Origin of the sequence: Puia sp. P3 (assembly GCF_050632245.1) — a bacterium.
Lineage (GTDB): Bacteria > Bacteroidota > Bacteroidia > Chitinophagales > Chitinophagaceae > Puia.
The window spans coordinates 295,944-319,702 of the sequence record NZ_CP192583.1; the positions used below are offsets into that span (position 1 = coordinate 295,944).

Annotated in this window: 26 protein-coding genes and 2 pseudogenes; 16 read left to right on the plus strand and 12 right to left on the minus strand. The window is 57.1% G+C overall.

All coding sequences use genetic code 11. The annotated features are described in order from the left end of the window. Positions 1–338: 338 nt before the first annotated feature. The 5 genes and pseudogenes from ACQ86N_RS01645 to ACQ86N_RS01665 all read left to right on the plus strand — a co-directional run bounded on the left by ACQ86N_RS01645 (position 339) and on the right by ACQ86N_RS01665 (position 5,056). On the plus strand, positions 339–1,214 hold the full coding sequence (locus ACQ86N_RS01645) for a sigma-70 family RNA polymerase sigma factor (protein ID WP_431213643.1): 876 nt from the start codon (positions 339–341) through the stop codon (positions 1,212–1,214). 219 nt (positions 1,215–1,433) lie between these two features. After that, a pseudogene (locus ACQ86N_RS01650) lies at positions 1,434–2,677 on the plus strand (signal recognition particle receptor subunit alpha); the annotation flags it as partial. A gap of 274 nt (positions 2,678–2,951) precedes the next feature. After that, positions 2,952–3,425 carry a 30S ribosomal protein S16 gene (gene rpsP / locus ACQ86N_RS01655; RefSeq protein ID WP_431213644.1) on the plus strand — a complete coding sequence of 158 codons (474 nt, stop codon included), beginning with the start codon at positions 2,952–2,954 and terminating at the stop codon, positions 3,423–3,425. Between the two features lie 95 nt (positions 3,426–3,520). Then, positions 3,521–4,336: a ribosome maturation factor RimM gene (locus ACQ86N_RS01660; RefSeq protein ID WP_431213645.1), complete on the plus strand. Its 816-nt coding sequence runs from the start codon at positions 3,521–3,523 to the stop codon at positions 4,334–4,336. 171 nt (positions 4,337–4,507) lie between these two features. Next, positions 4,508–5,056: a carboxymuconolactone decarboxylase family protein gene (locus ACQ86N_RS01665; RefSeq protein ID WP_431213646.1), complete on the plus strand. Its 549-nt coding sequence runs from the start codon at positions 4,508–4,510 to the stop codon at positions 5,054–5,056. A gap of 129 nt (positions 5,057–5,185) precedes the next feature. On the opposite strand, the gene ACQ86N_RS01670 is transcribed toward ACQ86N_RS01665, so the two are convergent. Then, entirely contained in the window at positions 5,186–5,842 is a 657-nt protein-coding gene (locus ACQ86N_RS01670) for a thioredoxin family protein (protein ID WP_431213647.1), read from the minus strand. 98 nt (positions 5,843–5,940) lie between these two features. Between ACQ86N_RS01670 and ACQ86N_RS01675 the strand changes: the two genes are divergently transcribed. The 3 genes from ACQ86N_RS01675 to ACQ86N_RS01685 are packed head-to-tail and all read left to right on the plus strand — an operon-like array spanning position 5,941 to position 7,784. Beyond that, positions 5,941–6,111 carry a hypothetical protein gene (locus ACQ86N_RS01675; protein ID WP_431213648.1) on the plus strand — a complete coding sequence of 57 codons (171 nt, stop codon included), beginning with the start codon at positions 5,941–5,943 and terminating at the stop codon, positions 6,109–6,111. Continuing rightward, positions 6,108–6,716: a hypothetical protein gene (locus ACQ86N_RS01680; protein WP_431213649.1), complete on the plus strand. Its 609-nt coding sequence runs from the start codon at positions 6,108–6,110 to the stop codon at positions 6,714–6,716. The genes ACQ86N_RS01675 and ACQ86N_RS01680 overlap by 4 nt, the downstream gene beginning before the upstream one ends. A gap of 39 nt (positions 6,717–6,755) precedes the next feature. Next, the gene (locus ACQ86N_RS01685; protein WP_431213650.1) at positions 6,756–7,784 is read left to right on the plus strand and encodes a hypothetical protein; all 1,029 of its coding nucleotides are present in this window, start codon (positions 6,756–6,758) and stop codon (positions 7,782–7,784) included. Here ACQ86N_RS01685 and ACQ86N_RS01690 read toward each other — a convergent pair. From ACQ86N_RS01690 to ACQ86N_RS01715, 6 genes are read right to left on the minus strand one after another with little or no spacing between them, the layout of a single operon-like run. Further along, positions 7,763–7,972: a hypothetical protein gene (locus tag ACQ86N_RS01690; RefSeq protein ID WP_431213651.1), complete on the minus strand. Its 210-nt coding sequence runs from the start codon at positions 7,970–7,972 to the stop codon at positions 7,763–7,765. The genes ACQ86N_RS01685 and ACQ86N_RS01690 overlap by 22 nt on opposite strands. 17 nt (positions 7,973–7,989) lie before the next feature. Then, positions 7,990–8,763 (minus strand): hypothetical protein, encoded by a 774-nt coding sequence (locus ACQ86N_RS01695; protein ID WP_431213652.1) that lies wholly within the window; start codon positions 8,761–8,763, stop codon positions 7,990–7,992. Further along, positions 8,760–9,362, minus strand: a complete 603-nt coding sequence (locus ACQ86N_RS01700; protein WP_431213653.1) for a response regulator transcription factor — start codon at positions 9,360–9,362, stop codon at positions 8,760–8,762. Before ACQ86N_RS01700 ends, ACQ86N_RS01695 begins: the two co-directional genes overlap by 4 nt. Positions 9,363–9,395: 33 nt before the next feature. Then, positions 9,396–10,670 (minus strand): ATP-binding protein, encoded by a 1,275-nt coding sequence (locus ACQ86N_RS01705; RefSeq protein WP_431213654.1) that lies wholly within the window; start codon positions 10,668–10,670, stop codon positions 9,396–9,398. A 34-nt stretch (positions 10,671–10,704) separates the two neighbouring features. Beyond that, positions 10,705–11,634: an ABC transporter permease gene (locus ACQ86N_RS01710; protein WP_431213655.1), complete on the minus strand. Its 930-nt coding sequence runs from the start codon at positions 11,632–11,634 to the stop codon at positions 10,705–10,707. Between the two features lie 32 nt (positions 11,635–11,666). Continuing rightward, positions 11,667–11,891, minus strand: a complete 225-nt coding sequence (locus ACQ86N_RS01715) for a hypothetical protein (protein WP_431213656.1) — start codon at positions 11,889–11,891, stop codon at positions 11,667–11,669. On the opposite strand from ACQ86N_RS01715, the gene dinB reads away from it, so the two are divergent. From dinB to ACQ86N_RS01740, 5 genes and pseudogenes are all read left to right on the plus strand, one after another. Beyond that, entirely contained in the window at positions 11,881–12,900 is a 1,020-nt protein-coding gene (gene dinB, locus ACQ86N_RS01720; protein WP_431217946.1) for a DNA polymerase IV, read from the plus strand. The genes ACQ86N_RS01715 and dinB overlap by 11 nt on opposite strands. Before the next feature lie 412 nt (positions 12,901–13,312). Beyond that, a pseudogene (locus tag ACQ86N_RS01725) lies at positions 13,313–13,453 on the plus strand (redoxin domain-containing protein); the annotation flags it as partial. A 34-nt stretch (positions 13,454–13,487) separates the two neighbouring features. Then, positions 13,488–13,949, plus strand: a complete 462-nt coding sequence (locus tag ACQ86N_RS01730) for a redoxin domain-containing protein (protein ID WP_431213657.1) — start codon at positions 13,488–13,490, stop codon at positions 13,947–13,949. A 139-nt stretch (positions 13,950–14,088) separates the two neighbouring features. Further along, complete coding sequence (locus ACQ86N_RS01735; protein ID WP_431213658.1) at positions 14,089–16,191, plus strand: hypothetical protein; 2,103 nt, start codon at positions 14,089–14,091, stop codon at positions 16,189–16,191. Beyond that, positions 16,188–16,493: a gliding motility-associated C-terminal domain-containing protein gene (locus ACQ86N_RS01740; RefSeq protein ID WP_431213659.1), complete on the plus strand. Its 306-nt coding sequence runs from the start codon at positions 16,188–16,190 to the stop codon at positions 16,491–16,493. The genes ACQ86N_RS01735 and ACQ86N_RS01740 overlap by 4 nt, the downstream gene beginning before the upstream one ends. A 38-nt stretch (positions 16,494–16,531) precedes the next feature. Here ACQ86N_RS01740 and ACQ86N_RS01745 read toward each other — a convergent pair whose 3' ends face one another. Continuing rightward, the gene (locus ACQ86N_RS01745; RefSeq protein ID WP_431213660.1) at positions 16,532–17,809 is read right to left on the minus strand and encodes an alpha/beta fold hydrolase; all 1,278 of its coding nucleotides are present in this window, start codon (positions 17,807–17,809) and stop codon (positions 16,532–16,534) included. A gap of 74 nt (positions 17,810–17,883) precedes the next feature. Here ACQ86N_RS01745 and ACQ86N_RS01750 point away from each other — a divergent pair, with 74 nt between their 5' ends. Beyond that, positions 17,884–19,161 carry an amidohydrolase family protein gene (locus ACQ86N_RS01750; RefSeq protein WP_431213661.1) on the plus strand — a complete coding sequence of 426 codons (1,278 nt, stop codon included), beginning with the start codon at positions 17,884–17,886 and terminating at the stop codon, positions 19,159–19,161. A 145-nt stretch (positions 19,162–19,306) separates the two neighbouring features. Here ACQ86N_RS01750 and ACQ86N_RS01755 read toward each other — a convergent pair whose 3' ends face one another. From ACQ86N_RS01755 to ACQ86N_RS01770, 4 genes are read right to left on the minus strand one after another with little or no spacing between them, the layout of a single operon-like run. Continuing rightward, complete coding sequence (locus ACQ86N_RS01755) at positions 19,307–19,432, minus strand: hypothetical protein (protein WP_431213662.1); 126 nt, start codon at positions 19,430–19,432, stop codon at positions 19,307–19,309. A 26-nt stretch (positions 19,433–19,458) separates the two neighbouring features. Next, complete coding sequence (locus ACQ86N_RS01760) at positions 19,459–19,689, minus strand: VOC family protein (RefSeq protein WP_431213663.1); 231 nt, start codon at positions 19,687–19,689, stop codon at positions 19,459–19,461. 28 nt (positions 19,690–19,717) lie between these two features. After that, positions 19,718–20,965 carry a prolyl oligopeptidase family serine peptidase gene (locus ACQ86N_RS01765; protein ID WP_431213664.1) on the minus strand — a complete coding sequence of 416 codons (1,248 nt, stop codon included), beginning with the start codon at positions 20,963–20,965 and terminating at the stop codon, positions 19,718–19,720. Beyond that, a complete protein-coding gene (locus ACQ86N_RS01770) occupies positions 20,881–21,885 on the minus strand; it encodes a DPP IV N-terminal domain-containing protein (RefSeq protein WP_431213665.1) in 1,005 nt (334 codons plus the stop codon). Before ACQ86N_RS01770 ends, ACQ86N_RS01765 begins: the two co-directional genes overlap by 85 nt. Before the next feature lie 158 nt (positions 21,886–22,043). On the opposite strand from ACQ86N_RS01770, the gene ACQ86N_RS01775 reads away from it, so the two are divergent. Continuing rightward, a complete protein-coding gene (locus tag ACQ86N_RS01775) occupies positions 22,044–22,688 on the plus strand; it encodes an ankyrin repeat domain-containing protein (RefSeq protein WP_431213666.1) in 645 nt (214 codons plus the stop codon). 14 nt (positions 22,689–22,702) lie between these two features. After that, the gene (locus ACQ86N_RS01780) at positions 22,703–23,662 is read left to right on the plus strand and encodes an ankyrin repeat domain-containing protein (protein WP_431213667.1); all 960 of its coding nucleotides are present in this window, start codon (positions 22,703–22,705) and stop codon (positions 23,660–23,662) included. The last annotated feature ends 97 nt before the right edge of the window (positions 23,663–23,759 follow it).

Below are 23,759 nucleotides of genomic sequence, written 5' to 3' on the forward strand. Positions count from 1 at the left end.
CAATATTTGCCAAAATGTTTAGGCCGGCTGGATGCAATGATAGAAAAAAAATTCAACCATCAAAATTTTTTTTCAACCATATTTTATTATGGCAAATGGGTAGATTTTAATTAAATTTTAACGATTTGTCATTGATTATCAGAGAAATAGCAAAATAATTGGTGGGCTATCCAAAAATGGCTAAATTGCTATTCACACCTACAGGCGAATCAGTTGACGACCAATTCATGCACGAAAAGAAGGTTTTATTCGTTTTTACCTGAGCTAATAGCTACCATTTAACATATCCATTTAAACAAGCCTTAAGAACTCTAAAAACCCTTTAAAGACCTCTGCCTATGAGCATGCGTCAACTGAAGATCACGAAGAGTATAACTAATCGTGAATCTCAGAGCCTGGAGAAGTACCTGCAGGAAATAGGAAAAGTCGAGTTGATCAGCCCCGAGGAAGAAGTCAAACTCGCCATTCGTATAAAGCAGGGAGATCAAAAAGCTCTCGACAAATTAACCAAAGCCAACCTCCGCTTTGTTGTATCCGTAGCCAAACAGTACCAGAATCAGGGACTGTCACTACCCGATCTCATCAATGAAGGTAATCTTGGCCTCATCAAAGCCGCTCAGCGATTTGACGAGACGCGCGGTTTCAAGTTCATCTCCTATGCAGTTTGGTGGATACGTCAGAGTATTCTGCAGGCGCTGGCCGAGCAGTCGCGTATCGTTCGTCTGCCCCTCAACAAGGTAGGCCTGACCAACCGCATCCAGAAGGCGTATTCGCAGCTGGAGCAGGAGTTTGAGCGCGAACCGTCCGCGGAAGAACTGGCCGAGATCCTCGAGCTGGACATCGAAGAGGTCTCCTCAACCCCGGGCATAGCCGCCCGTCACGTGAGCATGGACACCCCGCTGTCGGAAGGCGAGGACAACACCCTCATCGACGTGCTGGAGAACCCCAATGCGGAAAGAGCCGAGACCAACATCGAACACAAGGAATCCCTCAAACAGGAGATCGACCGTTCGCTGAAGACACTGACAGAACGCCAGAAAGAGGTCATCTGCTTCTTCTTCGGCATCGGCGTCGACCATCCCATGAGCCTGGAGGACATCGGGGAGAAGTTCAACCTCACCCGCGAACGCGTCCGCCAGATCAAGGACAAGGCGATTACCAAGCTGAGGAGCAATTCCCGGTCGAAAATGCTGAGAAGCTATCTGGGCATCTAACCCATTACAAACCAAATTCGAGAGATTTGAAGAAATAATACACTGATTTTACTTAATTTTGTCCCTTCTTTAGAGTGAATATAACCTGGTTATATTCACTTTTTTCATTTTATACGGGCCCCGGGTCGGGGTCATAAAAAAGTTATCATGTTCGAGAATTTGTCGGAGCGGTTAGAGTCAGCCTTCAAACAGATAAAAGGGGAGGGGAGGATCACAGAGCTGAACATTGCTGCAACGGTGAAAGACATACGCCGTGCGCTGATCGACGCAGACGTCAACTTCAAAATAGCCAAGGAATTTACCGATACGGTCCGGGAAAAGGCGATGGGGGAGAAGGTCCTCACAGCCGTCAGCCCCGGCCAGCAGATGGTCAAGATCGTCAAGGACGAGCTGGTCTCCCTCATGGGCGGCTCCGAGAGCGAGCTCAACGCCAAGGGCAGCCCGGCGGTCATCCTGATCGCAGGTCTGCAGGGTAGCGGTAAGACCACATTCAGCGGCAAGCTGGCCAACTACCTGAAGGGCCGCAAAGGGCTTTCTCCGTTGCTGGTCGCGGCGGACATCTACCGCCCGGCGGCCATCGAACAGCTGAAAGTGCTCGGCAGCCAGATCGGGGTCGACGTGTACAGCGAGCCCGACAACAAGGACGCCGTCCAGATCGCCCAGAATGCCATCAAAGAGGCAAAAGCAAGAATAAGAACGTCGTCATCGTGGATACGGCCGGCCGTCTGGCCATCGACGAGGTGATGATGCAGGAGGTCGCCGCCATCAAGGGCGCGGTCAATCCGGGCGAGATCCTGTTCGTCGTGGATTCCATGACCGGTCAGGACGCCGTCAACACGGCCAAGGCCTTCAACGACCGGCTCGACTTCACCGGCGTAGTGCTGACCAAAATGGACGGTGACACCCGCGGTGGCGCCGCCCTGTCCATCAAGTACACCGTCAGCAAACCCATCAAATTCATCAGCAGCGGGGAGAAAATGGATACGCTGGACGTATTTTATCCCGAGCGTATGGCCCAGCGGATCCTGGGGATGGGCGACATCACGACCCTCGTGGAAAAGGCCCAGGCCCAGTTCGACGAGGCGGAAGCCAAGAAGCTGGAGAAAAAGATCCGCAAAAACCAGTTCGATTTTGAGGATTTCAAGCAACAGCTGGAGCAGATCAAGAAAATGGGGAATATCAAGGACCTCCTTGGCATGATCCCCGGCGTGGGCAAGGCCATAAAAGACATCGATATCAGCGACGACGCCTTCAAAGGCATCGAAGCCATCATCAACTCCATGACCCCCTACGAGCGCTCCAACCCCGATTCCATCGACCAGAGCCGCCGCAAACGTCTGGCGAAAGGTTCCGGCAAGGATCTCAACGAGGTCAACGCCTTCCTCAAACAGTTCGAGCAGATGAAACAGATGATGAAGATGATGAATAAGATGCCTATGGGCGGAGCCCTTGGCCGCCGGCGCTAGACACCGGGGTCTGCTTTATCGGTTCATCACCCACCGGAGCCTTTCCTCTGGCCGGAAAAGGTAAAACCCTGACTCCCACTGGCTCCGGGCCGCAAAAGGCAGGTCCGTAATTTGCTGTTAAAATCCCGGCGGAAACCAAAAAAATCCCCCGCAACATTCGCTCTTTAAAAGTTGATGTATTATTTTTGAAATGTGATCACGGATTGCGATATTTGCAATCCCAAATTGGAAAAGTAACCTTATTGTTCACGCATTTAAATGTCTATTTAAGATGCCAGTAAAAATCAGACTGCAACGCCACGGGTCTAAGAAACGGCCATTTTATTTCATCGTAGTAGCCGACGCCCGCGCGCCCAGGGATGGTAAATTCATCCAGAAAATCGGTACGTACAATCCCCTCACTGTTCCCGCTTCTGTTCAGCTCGACCGCCAGAAGGCGCTTGACTGGCTGCACAAAGGTGCTCAGCCCACGGATACCGTACGTCGCATCCTCTCTTACAAGGGTGTTCTCTATCTGAAACACCTCCTGCGTGGTGTAAAACTCGGGTTGTTCGATGACGCAGCTGCAATGGAAAAATTCCAGAAGTGGCACGGCGAGCACGAAGCTCAGATGAAGAAACGCCAGGAAGACAACCGCAAAGCACGTCCCGGACGTCGCGGCCCCGGCGGTCCTCCCATGAGAAGGGTTGAAAGAACCGAAAGGACTGAGAGAAAGAGCGAAAGCGGCCCCGCACAGGAGGCTTAGATCTGGAGGCTTAGTCTAGTCTAACTCAATCTATTTTACAGGAGGTCGCGAGACCTCCTTTTTTAGCCTCCCGGCTCAGGTCCGAAGGACAATCTATGGCAAACAACTATCGCAATATCGGCAAATTGGTGGCAGTTTTCGGGCTCCAGGGCGAGCTGGTCCTCCAGCACCGGCTCGGCAAAAAGACGACCCTGAAAGGCCTCAAGGCGATCTTTATCGAGGACAAAAAGGACGAGATGCTCCCCTGGTTCGTCCAGGCCACCCGTCCCAGGTCCGACGAGGAACTCTACATCAAACTCGAAGGCCTCGACACCAAGGAAACCGCCCGCCGCGTCGTCCAGAAAGAGGTCTGGCTCACCGAAGCCGATTTCGCCCAATACGCCGGCTCCTCCGCCCCCATCTCCCTCGTCGGCTTCCGCATGCTCGACGGCAAAACCGACCTCGGCGAGATCCTCGAAGTCATCGAACAACCCCACCGAGGTCCTCTGCAAGATCGCCCTCGAAGGCGGCAAAGAAGCCCTGATCCCCGTCCACGAAGAGACCCTGCTGAAAGTAGACAAAAAGAAAAAGGAAGTCCACGTGGAGTTGCCCGACGGGTTGTTGGATGTGTATCGGTAGACCTAATAGTGTTGTTTCCCGGGTGTTTCGGATACCCGCTGCCATCGCAGCGTTTGGGGAAGGTCCATCACCGGTTCGCGGAAAGCGATCATCCAGTACGGCCCGGCGCCGGAACTTGCGCCGACACGCCTGACCTTCCCTTCGTCGTAATAGATAGTAAACGCGTCCGCTCCGCTGTCGGTCCAGTCCACCGCATAACTGCTATCCGCGGATGGAAAATCGGCATAATCCAATATGCCGTACAGGCGCTGTCTGGTACCCGCAAAGCCCTGCGCATCTCTGCCAGTCTGTGATTGCTAGCCGGCGAGTCCGGTAACTGGAAACACAAGTTAGGGCCGCGCTATCTCCGGGGGCCCTCAGGCAAAAAGTACATCTCTTCGGGCAATCCGTCCATTTTTTTCGCCTCTCCGGCGTCGTTTCTTTGTATCGTCAATAGCGACAAAGCAAACAAAAAACTAAATGATATGAAAACGTTCAAAGTTCCTGCCAGAGAAGAAGTAAGCCCCGCTAATCAGGCATTGTTCGACAACCTTACAAGGGCCATCGGAAAGGTCCCCAACCTCTACGCCGAAATGGCCGTCTCCGGTCACGGTCTGGCCAACTACCTCGCCCTCTCCAACGCAAAGACCTCGCTGCGCCCGAAGGAAAAAGAGGCGGTCAATCTCGTGGTAAGCGAAGCAAATGACTGTGAATACTGTTTGAGCGCCCACACCGCAATCGCCAGACTCAACGGGTATACGGACGAGCAGATACTCGAGCTCCGCGGCGGCAGCGCGTCTTTCGACCGTAAGCTGGACGCCCTCGTAAAATATGCAAAGAGTGCCGTGGAGACCCGGGGCCATGTATCCGGGGACGTGATCGACGCCTTCTTCGCAGCAGGCTGGACGGAAGAGAATCTGATGGATGCTATATTGGTCATTGGAGATAAGACCATTTCCAACTACCTGTACGCGGCGACAAAGGTCCCGATCGACTGGCCGGCGGTTCCGAAGCTGACGGCTCAGCTGGCGTAAGGTTTTTTGTGGCGGTTCACACCATCGTGGGCCGCCGTCTTTTTCCTGCGGTTCACGCGGTCATGGGCCGCCGCCTTTTCCTGCGGTTCACGTTCCGTGGCCTGCGGTTAACGTTCCGTGGCCTGCGGTTCACACCCCTCCCTCTTTAGGCGGCGCCGCCTCTTCTTTCGCCGGAGGCGCCGCCGGCTGCTGCGGTGCCACACCCGACAGAAGATTCCTCAACCCCGATTCTATTCCCGCCTGTTTGTCCTGGGCATACCATTTATGTAACTCCTCATTATAAGTCGGCGCCGTCGCGGGATTCGCCTTCAGCCGCAACACCATCTCCTGGGCTTTATCCGGCCGGGGGCCCCAGCTGCCGGTAACGTTGAAATTCCTGTCCAGCTGGATCAGCTTTGGAATGGACATACTGGTCCCTGTAAGATGGGCATTCATCAATTCGATGTTCGCGTCCCTGTAAATAAACCGGATCTCGATCATCCCCCGCGACGCCTCCACCATCTTCTCCATGATCGGCGTCGACTGCGCCGAGTCCCCGCACCAGTTCTCGGTGATGACCAGCCAGTACCGGCGCTCCTTCAACTGACCCAGGACCTCGAGGGTCGTGTCGGTCAGCCGCGTCGTTTTGGTGATGCGCTGCATCCGGCGCCAGTTGATGGGGACATACTTGCTGTTGCCTTCCGTCGGATTGGTGGCCGCCTCAGCCTCCACGCTCGCGCTGTAAGCCGGGAAGCCGATGGCCTTTTCCCAATAGGCCGCATACTGGGACGGTGTTAATGTGTTCATAGTACAAATATAACGTTCCCCGCGTGGAACACTGTCAAAGTTCTTTAAGAGCGAATTTGTATTTGGGGTAAATTTGAGAGTACCTAAAAAATTTACCTATGACGGAAGCTGAAGCAAAAGAACTTATCGACTTTATGCATAAAAAGACGAATGAACTTCTAAAGTCGAAAGATGCCTGCTGGAAATTCCTGATTGATGCAGGTATCGAAACAGAGGAAAGCAGGAGAAAGCACGAAGAGAAAATGCAGAAAAGGGGGAAGAAAAAATGACCTATTATCAACCGTCGCATGTTGTCGGATTTCACAGCTGTGATAGAGAGGTTGGTTTGAAGGTCCTGAATGGAAAAATGGACCTCAACCACAGTGAGAATATATGGGATTGGCTGGGTAGCGGTATCTATTTTTGGGAGCAGAATCCTGGACGAGCGTTGGAATATGCGAATGAGTCTGCCGCGGGAAAACAAAAGAACAAGATCAGAATAATCACTCCGTTTGTGATCGGGGCCGTGATAGAATTAGGAAAATGCCTGAATTTATTGGAACCTACCTCTCTTGCGGTTGTAAGAAATGCATATTTCGAACTGAAAAGAGTATATGCCAATGCCGGCAGAGAAATGCCACTCAATGTGGGAGCGAGAAGGGAGTTGGATTGTACAGTGATACAGGGAGTTCATGAATATATTAGGAATAGGGGAGAACAACCCTACGACACCGTCCGCAGCGCCTTCAACGAAGGCGGCGAGCTCTATAAAGGCTCCAATTTCACCGACCGCCTTCACGTCGAACTGTGCGTCATCAACAAAGAGCTGATCAAAGGCTATTTCCTTCCCCGACCGATCGGCCTATTCAATCCCTGGCTAAACAAAGCTGCCTAAACAAGAACTTAAGCCTAATCCTAAATCTAACCCCCACCTGTGCTCGAATACAACGAAGAGATTCTCGCCATACTCCGTCCGCGGATGCCCGACTGGGCGCTGGAAGGCTATTATGGCGGAATGCTCAGCCCCGACAAGACCAGGCTGATCGGCTATACCTGGCAACCGGTCGACCGCAACAACGGAGACTCCCGATTTTTTAATAACCATGAGACGCTTTGCGGCGGAGTACATAGTAGCATCGGCGCAGATACGGAGCAAATGAAGGTCTATCATGAACACGGCACCTGGTCGGCAAAGGGCCTGGAGGCCTGCATCAAAGAAGGGATCTACACGTCGTTGTCTCTTGGCTTTACCGGAGCCCTTCACGAGGGCAAATGGTATATCCGCTGCCGCCTGACTTTCTTTGGACGACAGATAGACGAGGCAAAAGCAAAAGCTTACAGGGCCCAGGGTGTATCGGATCCCGACTACTTTAAGAAAGGCGCGTTCGCGCCTTATAGCGAGATATCATCGTATACTCCCAGAATAAGGCAGGTCGAATATGAAGAATATCCTGATCTGCCGTCCGTGGTAAGTCATGCATTGGTAGAAGAAAAAGAAAAGGTCAACCGTGCATTTTCGACCTATATGAACCTGGCTTTCGTGCGGCCATTCTTTCAACGCCTGCGCATCCGGCACCCGGAAGACTACGTGAAGTCCGTCGGCCTGTTTGCGGAGGACGATTTTACGCTGATATTTCCCGCACATAAAAAGTACTTCCTTGCGGTAGCGATGGTAGAACACCAACAACTGGGCTGGCGGCTGGTCTGGTTCTTCTTCGACACTGCAGCGGAAAGATTTTATCGATGGAAATTACCGACACCCCAATACCACGACCATAGCTATTTCTATGCAGAAGATATCATTGAGGATCTAAAGGCTATCAGCAACTGGGACGACTACCGGTTCCTCAATTCATCACGCACGCTCGACGAGGACCTTTTCTGGCAGGAGTACGTGCTGAAAAAGGAAAAAGGCGAATACCTGTGGCTCGAGCCCGTAGTCTATTTGCCTTTCAACGGATAATAAAAGAGCTTCGGCCGGCGCCCCTCGCTGATCGTAAAATAACCGCTGCCGTCAGCGCTGAATGCGATCGCTTCACCCTGCACCTCGGGTGCATAGGGCTCGAGGGTCCACGGTCGCTGCAACGCCATCCAGACAGATTCAGGCCCGATCCCGCTGTCGCCAGACAACCTCCTCTTCCAGTAAAACACCCCCGTATAACTTTTGACTAAGATCTCGTCCCCCTCCGGGAAATATCACCCGCCGTAATCCATCTGTCCATACCAATAAATCGGAGTTTGCCTTTCCGGACCAGCATCCTCGTAACACGCGGACTAAAATCCAACGGTGTACTATAGACGTGGACAGAATCCTCCCGCTTGCTCACGATATATATTTCCCGCAGGATAGGATCGACCATCAGCGTCTCGGCATCCCGCGCGCCATCGGGATATTGCAGATACAAAGGTTCGGCGACGACCTCGAAATGGGGAACCTCGCCTCCAGCCCCTGCCGCGGACCCACCGCCCACAGCGCGCGGACCCTCCGGCAACGCCCGAAGACCCCCAACCAACCCCGCACCAGCGGACACCACGGGCTCCTTTATCCGATACACAGTCACAAACCCCCTGCTGGCAGCATTGTCCCCAATATCCCCCAGATAGATATAGTTCACCCCACTATCCGGACCCGGCCCGATCGCAATATCCTCCACATCATGAACCCCCAGCCGCGCCGCCGCCTCACCCTCGAAATGAAAGATCGCCTTCATCCTCCCGTCCGGCCCGATCGCAAAAAATCTGCTGCTGTCCCCACTGTCGTTGTGGACAAAAAGCACCCCAGGCTGATCGGGAGAAACAACAATACCGGAAATTTCGTCGAGCCGCCGGTCCTGAACGACGGAAAAGACAGGAGCAACAGTCGGGGCCAGCAAAGCCTTCTTCTTAAACCAGGAACACGAACACAGGACGAGGGCCGCAACGACAGGAACAAGGGTCTTCATAGTTCAAAGATAGCCCTGTTCTGCACATGCAGCTCGTCATAGATCCGGTGAATATGCTGCCCCACCGCCCCCACGCCAATATGCAGCCGGTCGGCGATCTCCTTATAAAGAAATCCCTTGGACAGAAGTCCCAGTATCTCCACTTCCCGCGGGGAAAGATCGTGAACATGACCGGGCCGCTGAAACGAGGTCGCGACCTTCCGCGCAATAGCCGCGCTCATCGGCGCCCCTCCCTCATATAAGTCCCGCAGCGCCGCAATGATCCGCTCCGGAGGCGTATCCTTCAGCAGATAGCCACTGGCCCCCGCCGCCAGCGCCTCAAAAACCTGGTCGCTGTCCTCATAGATCGTAAAAACTACAAACTGCATCCCGCTGCCCCCCGCCCTCAACCGCCGTATACAGTCCGGCCCCGAAGAACCCGGCAGCGCAATATCCATCACGACGATATCGGCGGGATTCCCCCTCAACCCAATCGACGCCTCCTCCCCACCCGAAAATACCGACACACACGAGAACCCCGGCGTCTGATTGACGATAAAACACATACCCTCCCTTATTTCCGCGACGTCTTCCACGATGCTGACCCGAATATCTTCCATATAATTAAGTGTATATCTCCGGCAGCGGCGCCACTATCGTAATAGCCGTCCCCCGCCCGCCGTAATCTCCATCCGCCCTCCGACCTGCTCCACACGCCGCTGCATATTCTTCATCCCATTGCCCCAGCGGTTGCCGCCGGCCTTATAGATCCCCTTCCCGTTGTCCTGGACGACCACGGTCAGTTCCCACCCATTGAGGTGAACCCCTATCTCCGCGACGCTGGCTCCACTGTGTCTAACGATATTGTGTACCGCCTCCTTGACGACGAGATAGACATTACGCCGAAACTCCTGGGTGAGCGCCTTCTCCGGCAGGTCTTCGTCTATATTAAAGCGTACATCGATACCCGCCTGCCCCAGCATCTCTGCGGCATTGCTCCGGATATAGGCGACAAGACTCTCCAGACTGTCCTGGTCGTGACTGAGCGTCCAGACGATCTCGTTCATTTTCCGGATCAGCTGCTCCGCCGTCTGCTGCATCCGGATGATCGTCGCGTGGTCACCGGCCGCATCTCCGCCAGCGCCGCCGCCCGCACCGTCCCCGCCCGCACCAGAACCATCGCCCGCATCCCCGCCGTCCGCACCAACGCCGGGTGTCCTGCTCATAAACAACAACGAAGTAAGGCCCGACCCCACATCATCGTGCATCTCCTTACTGATCCGCTGCCTTTCGCCGACCAGCCCCTCCAGCGTAGCCCTCAGCCGCACATTCTCCTGCCGGACCTGCAGGACCTCCGCCTCCCGCGCACGCAGCAGCTGCCGCTGCCGGTAGTACGACCAGATCCCCACGAACAGCGCCCCCAGCAGCAACACCCCCGCCACCGCGATGACCAGCCAGACGCGCTGACGCATGGCCTGCTTTTCTTTCTGTGCGAGCGACTGACTTAGGGAATCGTACCGTCTGCGGTACTCCAGCGCCTGACGGGGACGGCCAAGCGCTATCTCCACATCCGAGAGCAGCAACAGCAGACTGCGGTGTACCTCCCTCTGGCCGTGACGCGTTGCAAAGGGGAGGGCTCGGCCGAGCAGCAGCCTTTCAGCCGCCGCATAGTTGCCCTTCAGGTACTGTCCCTGCGCCAGCCCCTGCCAGACGAGTGCCTGGGCGTTGACGTCGCCAAACGCGCGGGCCAGTTGCAGGGCCTGCTGATAGTATACGATGGCCGTATCGGGCTGGGTGCTGAAGTACTGCTGGCCGAGAAGGATGAGCGTCGCTATTCTTGCCGTATCGGAACGCTGGGTCGCCAGCGCCTGCCGCAGGCTGTCCTTATCCAGGCCCACGGCCATCTGGCCATGGGCTGCGTTATTCATAAGTAGCATTAGGATAAGTGAGCAACGGAGCATGTCACTCAGGACGCAAATTCTTTGCCGGATTAGTCCGCGCCGCGGCAATGGCCTGTCCCCCGACCGTGATCAGGGCGATCGCCACCGAAAGACAGCCCGCGAAAACAAAGACCCCGATGCCCAGAGGAACGCGGTAGCTATAGTTTTTTAGCCAGCTGTCCATTATATACCAGGCGACGGGCGAGGCGATCAGGATGGCCACCACCACCAGCCGGAGAAAATCCCGGGTCAGCAGGGCCGCAATACTCAGGACGGAAGCGCCCAGGACCTTCCGCACGCCGATCTCCTTGACACGGCTCTCCGCCACATAACCGAGCGAAGCGAAGGTTACGAACGAGGAGAAGCAAGGAACGCCGCTTCGACGAAGTTCCGCGAGACCGAAAAGCCCGAGACAGGAAATGAAGATGGTGAGCCCGGCGAACAGACCCGTCAGCGTGGCTATGCGCTCGGTAGCGGCGAACTTCTGCCCGAAATCGTCGTCGGTAAAATGGTATTCGAAGGGATAGTCGGAGTTGTAGATCGCAAAAGCTTTTCGGATCTTCGAAATGCTCTCTGAGGTCTTTTTCCCTCCCGCAAGCCGCATATTGATGACGTTAAAGGTATTGCTCATAGAGCCCTCGATCACCATCGGCTTAGTAGCGTCATACGGGGAGCGCATGGAAAAATCTTTTATCACCCCCACCACATGAAATACATTAGGGGGATCTTTTACGAGCTGACCGATGGGGTGCTTAAAGCCCATGGCCTTTACCGCCGATTCGTTGAGTAACCGAGCGAAGCGAAGGTTACGGTAGCTGGATTCGTCGTGGATCCACAGGAGGATAAGGGTGGCGCTGGCCATGCCTACGGCCAGACCCGTGAGGTTGAGAGCGGTAAAACCCTTGCTGCGCATCAGGTTGCGGATGGCGGTGATCCAGTAGTTCTTTAGCATGCTTAGGCGGGTGCCAGAGGAATGTCAATTCTCTAGGCATTGAACTTCAGGGTTTTAGGGTCGTAGGTTGCAGATGGAGTGAACGATTTCGGGACATCGGGTGTTCGCCGTCGCCCCGCGTGACCGTGGACCGCGGCCACTCCCGGAACCCGTATCTTTGTCCCATGTCCGCGCCACAGCGCTATATCGCCCAGCTTCGACCTCGACGCGTTCTTCGTCGCGGTCGAATGCATCAACGACCCCTCGCTGAAGGGCAAACCCCTTCTCGTCGGCGGGCACAGCGAAAGGGGCGTCGTGGCCGCGTGCAGCTATGAGGCCCGGAAATACGGCATCCATTCTGCGATGCCGATGAAGACAGCGCTCCGCCTCTGCCCCCACGCGACGGTCGTAGGCAACGCACGTGGCGAGTACAGCAAATATTCGCGCTGGGTGACCGAGATCATCGCCGACAGGGCCCCCCTCTTCGAAAAAGCGTCGATCGACGAGTTCTACCTCGACCTCACCGGCATGGACCGGTACTACGATCCATGGAAATGGACCATCGGCCTCCGCGAGGAGATAATAAAGGCCACAACGCTGCCGATATCGTTTGCCCTCGCGTCGAACAAGATGATCTCCAAGATCGCGACACAGGAAGCAAAACCTAACGGTTATATACAAGTGCCGCCAGGCATGGAACAGGAGTTCCTCGCCCCCCTCGGGGTCAACAAAATACCGGGGGTGGGGGAGCAGACTTATCTGGCAATGAAGGAGATGGGGATCTTCACGATCCGCGACCTCAGCGAACGGCCGGCGGCCGAACTCGAGGGACGGTTTGGCAAGTACGGCGCCGAGCTATATAACAAATCCCGCGGCATCCACACGGGCGAGGTGGTGCCCTATCACGAAGCCAAATCCATTTCCACCGAGAATACCTTCGAAGAGAACAAGACCGACCTCGATTTCCTGATGGCCGAGCTCGTCCGGATGACCGAGAAGGTCGCTTACGAGCTGAGGCAGGACAACAAGACGGCGGGTTGTGTTACCGTGAAGATCCGCTACGGCGACTTTGAAACTACCTCCAGACAGACGACCATACCTTATACGTTCTATGACGACGAACTCATCGGAAAGGCGAAAGAGCTGTTCCACCGTCTCTGGCGGCGCGGCGAGCCCATCCGGCTGCTCGGCGTCCGGCTGAGCGAGCTGACCTCGGAAGCTATACAGACCAATCTATTCGAGAATACCCAGAAAAAAGCCAGCTCTACAAGGCCATCGACGACGTGAAGAACAAATTCGGAAAATACGCCGTCGTCAAGGCCGGCGGCCTCAGCCCCTCGGATCCCCCCGCGGAACCGGACGACCACGAGGAGGCGTAAACCGTCCTGTGAAGCATGTGAACCACCCGCCCGCGTGAACCACGTGAACCACCAACCCCGCTCGCGTGAACCATCCCCCCCGTGAACCACCCCCCCCCCGCGTGAACCACGTGAACCATCCCCCCGTGAACCGAAGAAGCCCCCTGGCCCCGCCGGGCTCCGCCCCCCAAGGACCCCCCAACCATTCCCCAACCCCCGTGGAACCGCCGCCAACCCGCATTTAACGAAAAATTTACCCAAAAGTCTACAACTCTACCAGGGAATGAATATCTTCGCTGTCCGCTTAGCGGAGTTTTCTTAACTTGCAAAAATTAAACGTTATGAGTTTACGTCTCGGGGACAAAGCCCCCAACTTCCAAGCCAAGACATCGATTGGCGACATCGACTTCTACGAATTCCTGGGTGACTCTCGGGGCATCCTGTTCTCCCACCCCGCCGACTATACTCCCGTGTGTACGACCGAACTCGGAAGGACCGCAGCCCTGAAGGACGAATTTGCCAAGAGAGGCACCAAAGTCCTCGGCCCTGAGCGTGGACCCCGTCGACAAACATTTAGGCTGGATCAACGATATCAACGAAACGCAAAAGGTGGACGTCCAGTTCCCCATCATCGCAGACGAAGACCGCAAGGTCAGCACCCTGTATGAATTCATCCACCCCAACGCTTCGGCTACCGCAACGGTTAGGTCGCTCGTCATCATCGGCCCGGACAAGCTGGTGAAGCTCATCATCACCTACCCCGCCTCTACCGGCCGCAACTTCAACGAAGTCATCCGCGTGCTGGACTCTCTGCAGCTGACTGCCAACCACAGCGTTGCAACGCCCGCCGACTGGAAAGAAGGTGAAGACGTTATCGTCGTTCCCTCCATCTCCACCGAAGACGCACAGAAGAAGTTCCCCAAAGGCGTAAAGGTGATCAAGCCCTACCTGCGCTACACGCCGCAGCCCAACAAATAGTCTAAGACAACTAGTTGTGTTATATAGCCCTCCGCTTCAACGGGGGGCTTTTTGCTGGAACCCGGGCTAGCGGCGCCGCCGCCCCATTGGATTTCCCATCCGATTTATCTAGCTTTGCGCCATACTCCCCCGAACCGCAATGAAAAAATCTTACCTTTTCCTCCCCCTCCTTCTATCCCTATCCCTTATAGCACGGTCCCAAACTCCTTATATCGAATGGCAAAAATGCCTCGGCAGCACCTGGGCCGACGAGGGCGTACACGTCACCACTACTTCCGACGGGGGCATTATCCTGCTCACCACCGTTAACGCCGGAACCGGCGACGTCACCGGCTACCACGGCAACAACGCTATCCGCGACCTGTGGGTCGTCAAAATGGACAACAAGGGAGCCGTCCAGTGGTCCAAAACTCTTGGCGGCAGCTTTGTAGAGGACGGCGGCGCCATCCGCGAAGCGCCCGACGGCAGCTTTATCATCGGCGCCACCACCGGCTCTACCGACGGCGACGCCACGGCCCCCAGCCACGGCGGACTGGATATGTGGCTGCTCAAATTAAGCCCAACAGGAACGATCCTCTGGCAGAAAAGATTCGGCGGTGAAAAGAACGAGTATATGTATGATTTCCAGTTCACCCCCGACGGTGGCTATATCCTTACCGGCGACACGGAATCCGACGGCGGCGACGTCACGGGTCACCACGGCATCGAAGACGCCTGGGTCGTCAAGGTCAACAGCGCAGGCGTCATGGAATGGCAGCGCTGTATCGGCGGCAGCGACCAGGACGTGGCCTTTGGCGTCGTGGCCCTCGCGGACGGCTATGCCATCACGGGAGAGACCTGGTCGCGCGACGGCGACATCGTCGGTCACTATCCCGACGCCCAGGACATGCTGGTGGCGAAACTCGACCTTACCGGGAAGATCGTCTGGGTAAAAGACCTCGGCGGCAGCGGCAAAGACCAGGGCGCAGGAGTGGTAAAAGGCTGGGACGGCGGTATCGTAGTAGGCGGATATACCGGCTCTACCGACGGCAACGTCATCGGCATGAAAGGATTTATGGACTTCTGGCTGCTGAAAATGGACGACAAGACCGGCGCCATCCTATGGCAGCGCTGCTATGGCGGCGCCACCACCGCGGAAGAGGCCCACTGCCTCGTCACGACTCCCGACGGTGGCTACGCGATGGCCGGCGGAGTCAACGGACAGGTGCCCTGCACGGACCCAAAAGCCTGGTTCATAGGCTGGGTCATCAAGATCTCCGCCAACGGCGACCTCCAGTGGGATAAAACGATCAGCGGAGGCTATTACGATATGGAGAATGGACTCGCGCCCACACCGGACGGCGGATTTTACGTGGTCGGCGACTGCGGCCTCAGCAAAATGGCCGGTTATCACAAAGACGCCGATCCCAACGGGACGGTAGGAGATATCTATATCGGCAAACTCGACGTCAGCCCGACGCCGCCGGGCACGCCCATACAGCCGCCTCCCGGTGCCGGAACAGGGACAAGCATCGCCGTTAGCAGCCCGACCGGCGCCATCTGTTCCGGCACGGCTGTCACCCTATCTGCCACCACGTCCACCACATCGAATAGTACGTATCGCTGGTTCCGCAACGGCAGGGACGTCAATAACAACAATCCCACCTATACCGCCACCGACTTTGCCGATGGCGACCAGATCTACTGTATCGTCACCCCGGCCAATACCTGCGACGCTCCGATGCAGTCCAATACCCTGACCATCGCCGTTAAAAGTAACGTTGCACTCCCGCTGACCCTGGACTACGGACCCACACCGGTCTGTTCCGGGAAAACGGTGCAGTTCACCGCCCAATCAACAGCCGCGACGTCACAGCCCGGCTGGCAGTGGAAGGTCAACGGCATCGCAAAAGGCGGTAATACGCCCACGTATACCACCGGCAACCTCGCCGACGGAGACGTCGTCAGCTGCCTCCTCAGCGACGCCGGGGGCTGCAGCACTCCCGCCCTAGCCTCGGTCACTGCCACGGTATTTCCTACTCCTTCGGTCGGCGTCGCTCCGGCGATCACACTCCCCAAAGGACAAAGCGTGGTCCTGCAACTACCCGTCACCGGCCCCGTCGCCACCTATACCTGGACCCCGGCCACCGGTCTGTCCGACGCCTCCGTGGCCAACCCCTGGCCAGTCCGGCAAAGCCGACGGTCTATGCGCTCGAGGTCGTATCTGCACAGGGCTGCAGCGATACGGGTAGCATTACCGTGAAGGTTACCTCGCGTCTGGCGATACCCGGCGCGTTCAGCCCCAACGGGGACGGACGCAACGAAGTCTTTTATGTCGTGGGCGGAATGTCGGGCAGCGTGGTGAAGGACTTTTTAGTTTTTGATCGCTGGGGCTCCTGTGTCTTTCAGGCGCACGGAGTAGCGCCGGACGACCCCTCCCACGGATGGGACGGACGCATCGGAGGGCAGGCTGCTCCCGCGGGAACCTATGTCTATGAAATACGCATGGGCTTCGACGATGGTACGCAGCAGGTACTCAAAGGGACCGTAGTGCTGATCCGCTGATTTGGGTCCCGAGGTTGACACGCGTCCCCCTCAATCCTTCAGGAACTCCAGCACCGTCTGGTTGAACCTCCACGGCCGGCCGATCGGCTCATAGTGATTCCCCCCGGAAATATCACCAGCTGGCTTCCCTTTATATGGTCCGCGATCTGGCGCGTATGCCCCTCCTTGATAATATCCTTTTCCCCGGCCATTACCAGCACCGGCGCCTTTATCGTCTCCAAATCTTCCATTCTGTGCTGGGGCTCGGTCAGCAGCAGCGTAACCATCTTCTTCCTCGTCTGCGACCGGTATGCGGTCTGATCTTTCAGACCCGCCAGCTCGTCGGTCAGCCGGCCAATGATCGCTCCGCTGACGACCGTAGTATCGACATAGACGACGGCGCCCATGACGGCCAGCTTATGGACTTTAGCGGGATACTTCATCGCCATGATCAGCCCCGTATTGCCGCCATCGCTCCACCCGAGAATATCGACGCTGTCCAGGTGCAGCTGGTCGAGCAGCGCATTCATATCTTCGGCGAACAGGTCATAGGTCGGGATCCGGTGGTCTTCGCCCGACTTGCCCTGCCCGCGCGTGTCGACGGCGATCACCTTATACTGTTTCGACAGGGGAATGATCTGCTCGCTGAACTGCACGATCGATCCCGAATTGCCGTGCAGCAGCAACAGCGGCTTGCCCTCACCGTAAGTCTCGTAGTATAGCTTGATGCCGTTGGCCTCCGTATAGTGACCGGCCGAATCGTTGTCTCCGTAGTTGACCGGGCGGGTGCCGTCTACCTTCACCGCCATCCGGCCTTCTTCGGGCTGCTCGCTGACCAGCGCCCTTTTCTTGTCGGGCCGCGTCCCCAGCCAGGACCAGCTGCTGTCAAAACCTGCCATATCCTGCTCGAAGCCCGGATCCTTTATCGGGATCTCTTCGAGTTTGCCGCCCCTGTTCTCGATATACAAATGGAAATCGTCGTAATAGAAATACCCGCTGGACTGGTACAGTCCGCCGAAGATCATCGACTTCGCGTCTTTGTCGATCGTGCCCTCGATCGTATAGGTATTCCACTGGGACGAGCGTATCCGCCGGTCCTTCATATTGTCGAAGAACCCGGTGGTATAGTCCGCCTTGTCGATGCGCATCCACAGGGATGCCCAGGCCTGGTCATCCAGCGAGTCCGCGCGGACCGCGGCCGTCATCCTGAAATGCCTCCCCTGCCAGGGCGATACGTTCAAATGCTGAAGAAAGCCCGCCCAGCTGTTATCCTGCGGGTTCTGTGCGTACAGGGAAAAGGAGCCCAGGGTAAGGACGGCAAGGAGTACAAATTTCATGGTACACGGTTGAATTTGAAGACAATTTATTAAATTGATCGGGGTTTTGGTCAAAGCCCGGGAATTAACTGCTTATGAAATATACACTACTGTTGGCCGGGCTGTTGTTGGCCCATCTGGCTTTTTCGCAGCGCACCATTCTTTATTGCGGCCGTCTCATCGATCCCGCATCGGGTCAGGCCTCTGCAGAAATGTCCGTCGTCGTCACCGGCGGCACGATCACCGCCGTGCAGAAAGGCTATCTCGCCGCATCGCCGGGCGACAAGACCGTGGACCTGAAAGGACGGACAGTCCTGCCGGGACTGATCGACTCCCACGTCCACCTGGAGAGCGAAACGAGCCCCAACGAACAGCTGAGACGGTTTACAGTGAGTGCAATAGACGACGCTTTTCAATCTACCGTTTATGCCCGGACGACGCTGATGGCTGGGTTTACGACGGTGAGGGACGTGGGCGGCAACGGCGTCAACATTGCTCTCCGCAACGCTATCAACAGGGGCATCGTCATAGGCCCGCGTATGTACACGGCCGGAAAGATCATCTCCTCTACGGGCGGTCATGCTGACCCCACCCACGGCTTCAGGAATGGGCTGTATGCGGAGCCCTCGTTCACCGAGACGGTAGCCGACGGTAAGGACGCCTGCATCAAAGCCGTACGCCAGCTGTACAAGGAAGGCGCCGACCTGGTAAAGATCACCGCCAGCGGCGGCGTCCTCAGTCTCGAGAAAGACGGCACAGGCGCGCAGTTCTCCGAAGAAGAGATCCGGGCCATCGTCGCCACCGCCAAAGACTATGGCATGCGCGTCGCTGCACACGCTCACGGCGCCGAAGCGATGAAACGCGCCATCCGCGCCGGCGTCACCTCCATCGAACACGGCACCTTTATGGACGACGAAGCCATCGACCTCTTCAAGAAAAATGGCGTATGGCTGGTCCCCACCATCATCGCCGGTAAATCCGTCAGCGACTCCGCCCTAAAACCAGGCTATTTTCCCCCCATCATCGCCGGCAAGGCCCTTGCTATCGGCACCAAAATTCAGGCCACCTTCGCAAAAGCTTACAAGGCCGGCGTAAAGATCGCCTTCGGCACCGACGCCGGCGTCTACGCCCACGGCAAGAACTGGATGGAATTCGTCTACATGACCGAAGCCGGCATGCCTCCCATGGAGGCGCTAAAATGCGCCACCGCCAACTCCGCCGAGCTCCTCGGCGTCAGCGACAAACTGGGCTCCCTCGAACCGGGCAAACTCGCCGACATCATCGCCGTCGACGGCGACCCGATAAAGGATATCCATGCCATGGGCCAGGTAAAATTTGTGATGAAGGAAGGCGTGGTATACAGGAACGAATAGCCTCGCGAACAAAAGACACCGCCAGGGCCCTCACTCCGACCGGAGACTTTTCAAAGGAGAGGACGACGAGTTTGCAGAAATCCTTCGACAGCAACGAACAGCCAGACGAACTCTATCTGCCGGCCTGTCGGTACGCCGTTCCCGATCACAGCGGCCTTCCGATCTCCCAGTGCAGGCCAAACGGGTCAACCAGCCTCCCCAGCCTCCAGCCATGCGATTCATTCACCGGGAAGATCACTTCCGCGCCCGCGGCTACTGCCTGGTCGAACAACGCGTCCGGGTCGGCTACCGTGAGGATCAGCCGGATCGTCCCCCGCCAAGTGCCGGCACATGCCCGCTAACCCCTTCGCTGCTGATCCAGAACTCGGCGTTGACGATGGCCAGCCGGACGACGAGGCCACCACCAGGGTCCTCCAGACGATAACTCTCGGTTGCGCCGAATGCGCGTGTATAGAAATCGACGGCTTTGGCGCCGTCGGCGACGGTCAGCCATGGCGCCAGTGAAGGGGCAATCAAATTGTCGGACATGGAAAGGTTTTGGACTAAAGATACGGATTTACCGCCCGCCCGCCGGACACCACTGCTTCAAAAACCCCGCCATCAGCGTCGTCTTATGCAGCACCGTCCCCTCACCCTCCGTAATCCCATGCGTCCTGTTGGGGTAGGGCATAAATTGAAACTGCCGGTTATATTTGATCAACTCATTCAGCAACATCTCCTCCCCCTGATAGTTCACATTGTGGTCCCCCGTCCCGTGCATGATCAGCAAATGCCCCTGCAGATTCTTCGCATAGGTCAGCGGGTTACACTTGAGATACGCGTCCCTGTTCTCCGGCAGCACGCCCATAAACCGCTCTTCATAGATCGTATTATAGATCAGTTGATTCGGCACCCCGGCACTCGCCAGCCCCACCTTGTACAGCTCGGGATAGCGGAACAACAGATTTTGCGTCGTACTCCCACCGCCGCTGCTGCCGAACACCGCCACGCGCGATGCGTCGATGAACGGCCATTTCAGCACCTCCCGGCAAGCCGCCGCCTGGTCGTTGACGTTGATCCATCCGACGTTCTTGTAGATCGACTTCCGCCACGCACGGCCCTTCGGCGTCTGCGCCCCACGCCCTTCCACCGACATAAAAATATAGCCGTCGTCGACGTTGAAGAAGCTCGCGCGCCCCGGAGAAGCGATATCCGTCACGGTCGATCCTACCGGTTCAGAGTAGGTGTAAAAGATAACCGGATATTTCTTCGTGCTGTCGAAATTGGCTGGTTTGATCATCCACGCATCCATCGTAACGCCATCGGCCGTAGTGATGGTAAAGAAGCTCGTCTGCCTGCCCTGTGGCGTTGGCGTGAGGTGCGAGGCGATACTCTCCGCGGCATTTAGCGCTTTATGGTCCGGCAGGCTCACCCATTCAGAAGCCGGCATATACAAATGGCTGGAAAAGGAATGCTGAGCCCAATGCCCGTTCGGCGACAAAACATAACCGTGCGTCCCCGCGAGGTCCGGCGTAACGCGTACCGGGGCAACCGTCTTTGAAAGCGAAGCCCTGTACAAATACCGCTGCGTCGCATTCTCCGGCGAGGCCCCAAAATACAAATACCCACGCCCTTCGTCACATCCGCTGACGCTCGTCACGTCGAAATTACCCCTGGTCAGCAGCGTCTCCTGACCGTCCAGTCCCACGCGATAGATATGACGCCAGCCGTCCTTTTCACTCACCCACAAAAAGGCCTTTCCGCCCTCGATCCAGTCCCAGTCATTACCCCCGCGTGTGACCAGAAAGCTTTCAGGTCGATCCACGCGTCGTCGGATTCGTTATAGATCACTTTGCTCTCGCCGGTGCCGGGATTCGACAGCACCAGCTTGCTGTTATTCTGCGCGCGATTGAATTGCTGCGTGATGATCCGCGTGCCGTCGGGCGTCCACTCCATCCGCGCCAGATAGTGGCTGGAAGGATCCCCTTCGATATTCATCCATTTCGTCGCCCGCGTGGCGAGGCTGACGACCCCGATCCGCGCCTGCGCGATCGGCTCACCGACCTTAGAGAACGGGATCGCGATGATCTTCGGATAGATGCTATCCGTGTTATTGATCATATAGAAGATGCCCACGCGCGAGAGATCGTTCTGCCAGTACGCGATGCTCTTGCTATCCGGGCTCCACCTAAATCCGTCGACGCAGTACAGCTCTTCGCTGGACGCATAGTCGAACCAACCGTTGAGCCGCTTGTCGCTGCCGTCGGAAGTCAACGCCACCGGAGACCCCACCGACGAGCCGATCTCCACGCTATAGATGTTATTCCGGAAAACATAAGCCACGCGGGACCCATCCGGTGAGATCTTCGCATTGAGAATATGCTCCTGCGCGATCGGCAGCAACAAAGAAGCCTTGCGATCGAACACCCAGGCGGAATGATACGTGTTGTGATACTCGCGAACCGGCTTCGCAAGCAATAGCACCCGCGACCGGTCGGAAGAGAACGAATATTCCAGATCACCACCTCCGCGGCGCCCTCCGGCGGCATGCGCCGAGACCCCAAGCGGCGCCAACTGCCCGGCGCCAACGACCACCGACTTCGTCATCGCGGGCAGCGTCACTTCGACGATAGCCCCATTCTCGACGGTGGTGTAGGAATTGCCGTCCTTGTTCCAGCTGATCTGGGCCCGGACCACAAAGGGAGCAGCAGCGACTATGAATAGAAGACAGATCCCGGCCATCATGTGTAGTAGAGTTAAGGTGCGGACCCGACCCGGGCCGCCGCAATAAATGTAGGCCATACCTACGCCAGCCGGATTCCTCATTCTTGGCTCAAACTACCCAAAATTTAACTTGTTGATGGACGGGCAAAGGGCTAACTTAAAGTATGATACCGCAAGGAATGTTTCAGCCGGCTGAGCTGCAGAGCACCGAGTGGCTCCCCTGGTCCGGGGGCAGGGGTGTGGACGTCTGGGCGATGATCGTGGCCTGCGCTACGGGCGACCTCCCGACGGTGAGGAGACTGGTCGCTCACGACCGGCGGCTGCTCCGCTGCGAGTATCAGTATTTTACGCCCATCCGGTTTGCCGTGCGGGAGAACCAGCGGGCGGTGGTAGAGTATCTGCTGTCCGAGGGTGTCAACCCCTTCAACCTCATCGGCGACTCGCTCGTGACGATGGCCCGCGACCGCGAGTACTGGGACCTGCTCGAGATGCTCGAACGGCTGATTGCCGACCGGTACCAGATCCGCCCGGAAGGTGATACGATCGCTACCGCGATCAAAAATTTCGACCTGCCGCTGGTCAGAGAGATCGTTGGAACAAATCCCGGTCTGGTCAGCGCCGCCGACGCGGCAGGCAACCAGCCCATACACTGGGCCTCGCTGACCCGGCAGATCAGCGTCATCAATTACCTGCTGAGCATGGGTGCGGACATCGACGCACAAGGCCCGACGGCGCCCGTCCGATCGACCTCACCAACGGCGACTACAACTACCGCAACTGGTATCGCGACCTCCCACCGACCGGGCTCCGGTCGCACCAGGTAGTCACCGGCTACCTGATGGGCCGTGGCGCCGAATGCGATATCAGCGTCGCCGCGAAGATCGGCTACTACGAGCGCGTGCGCGAACTGCTGGACCTCTACCCGACACTCGTCAACAAACTCCCCGATTACGTCGGCTACTATAGCGGCCTGCCCTTGCGGAACGCCGCGGCGGCCGGACATATCGAGGTAGTACGACTCCTGCTCGCCAGAGGCGCCAAGCCCAACGAGCCGGAACCCGGTATCGCTCCCATGGGCGGCTCCCTTCACGCCGCCATCGGCGCAAGGCACTGGGACATCGTCCGCCTGCTGATCGAACACGGCGCCAACGCCAACGCGATGGTCGAGTCGTCCGGAGACTGCCTCTATATGGCCCGGCACGTCAACGCCCCACAGGAGATCGTCGACCTGATCGCGGAACACGCGCAACACCGGGAGACAGACATTCTCGCCTACGAGGCATCGGCAGACCGTCTGCAGCAAATCCTCAGCACTGACCCGTCAGCCGACCTCACACCCTACCTCGGACGGATCATCGAAGAGGACCTCCGCGACCAGCTGGAATTGATTTTACAATACCAGCCCGATATCTTTCGCCAACTGCGACAGGACCGAGCTGCCTGGTGGGCGGGAGTTGGTTTTCATTCAGCAGAACAAGCGCGATGGCTCTTTGAAAAAGGCCTCGATCCGGGGCTGCGCAACTGGCTCGGCATTACCTGTCTCCACCGCTGCGCCGGCAAGGGCGAGATAGAGATCGCCGCCGCCTGCCTCGAATACGGCGCCGACATCAACACGATCGAAACGCAGTGGGCCTCCACGCCGCTGGGCTGGGCCGCCCGCCATGGAAAAAAGGAAATGGTCAGATGGCTGCTCGCACACGGCGCAGACCCCGACCGGCCAAAAGACCGGCGCTGGGCCCGGCCCCTCGAGTGGGCGAAGAAAAGGGACCACCGCGGCATCGCGGAACTTCTCCGCTGATCCACGGACCGTACAGCGGGTGTATCGCCGCCGTACAGCGACCGCCGCCGTCTCCTGCATAATACATTGATCCATAGACTGGAAAGAAACCGGCATT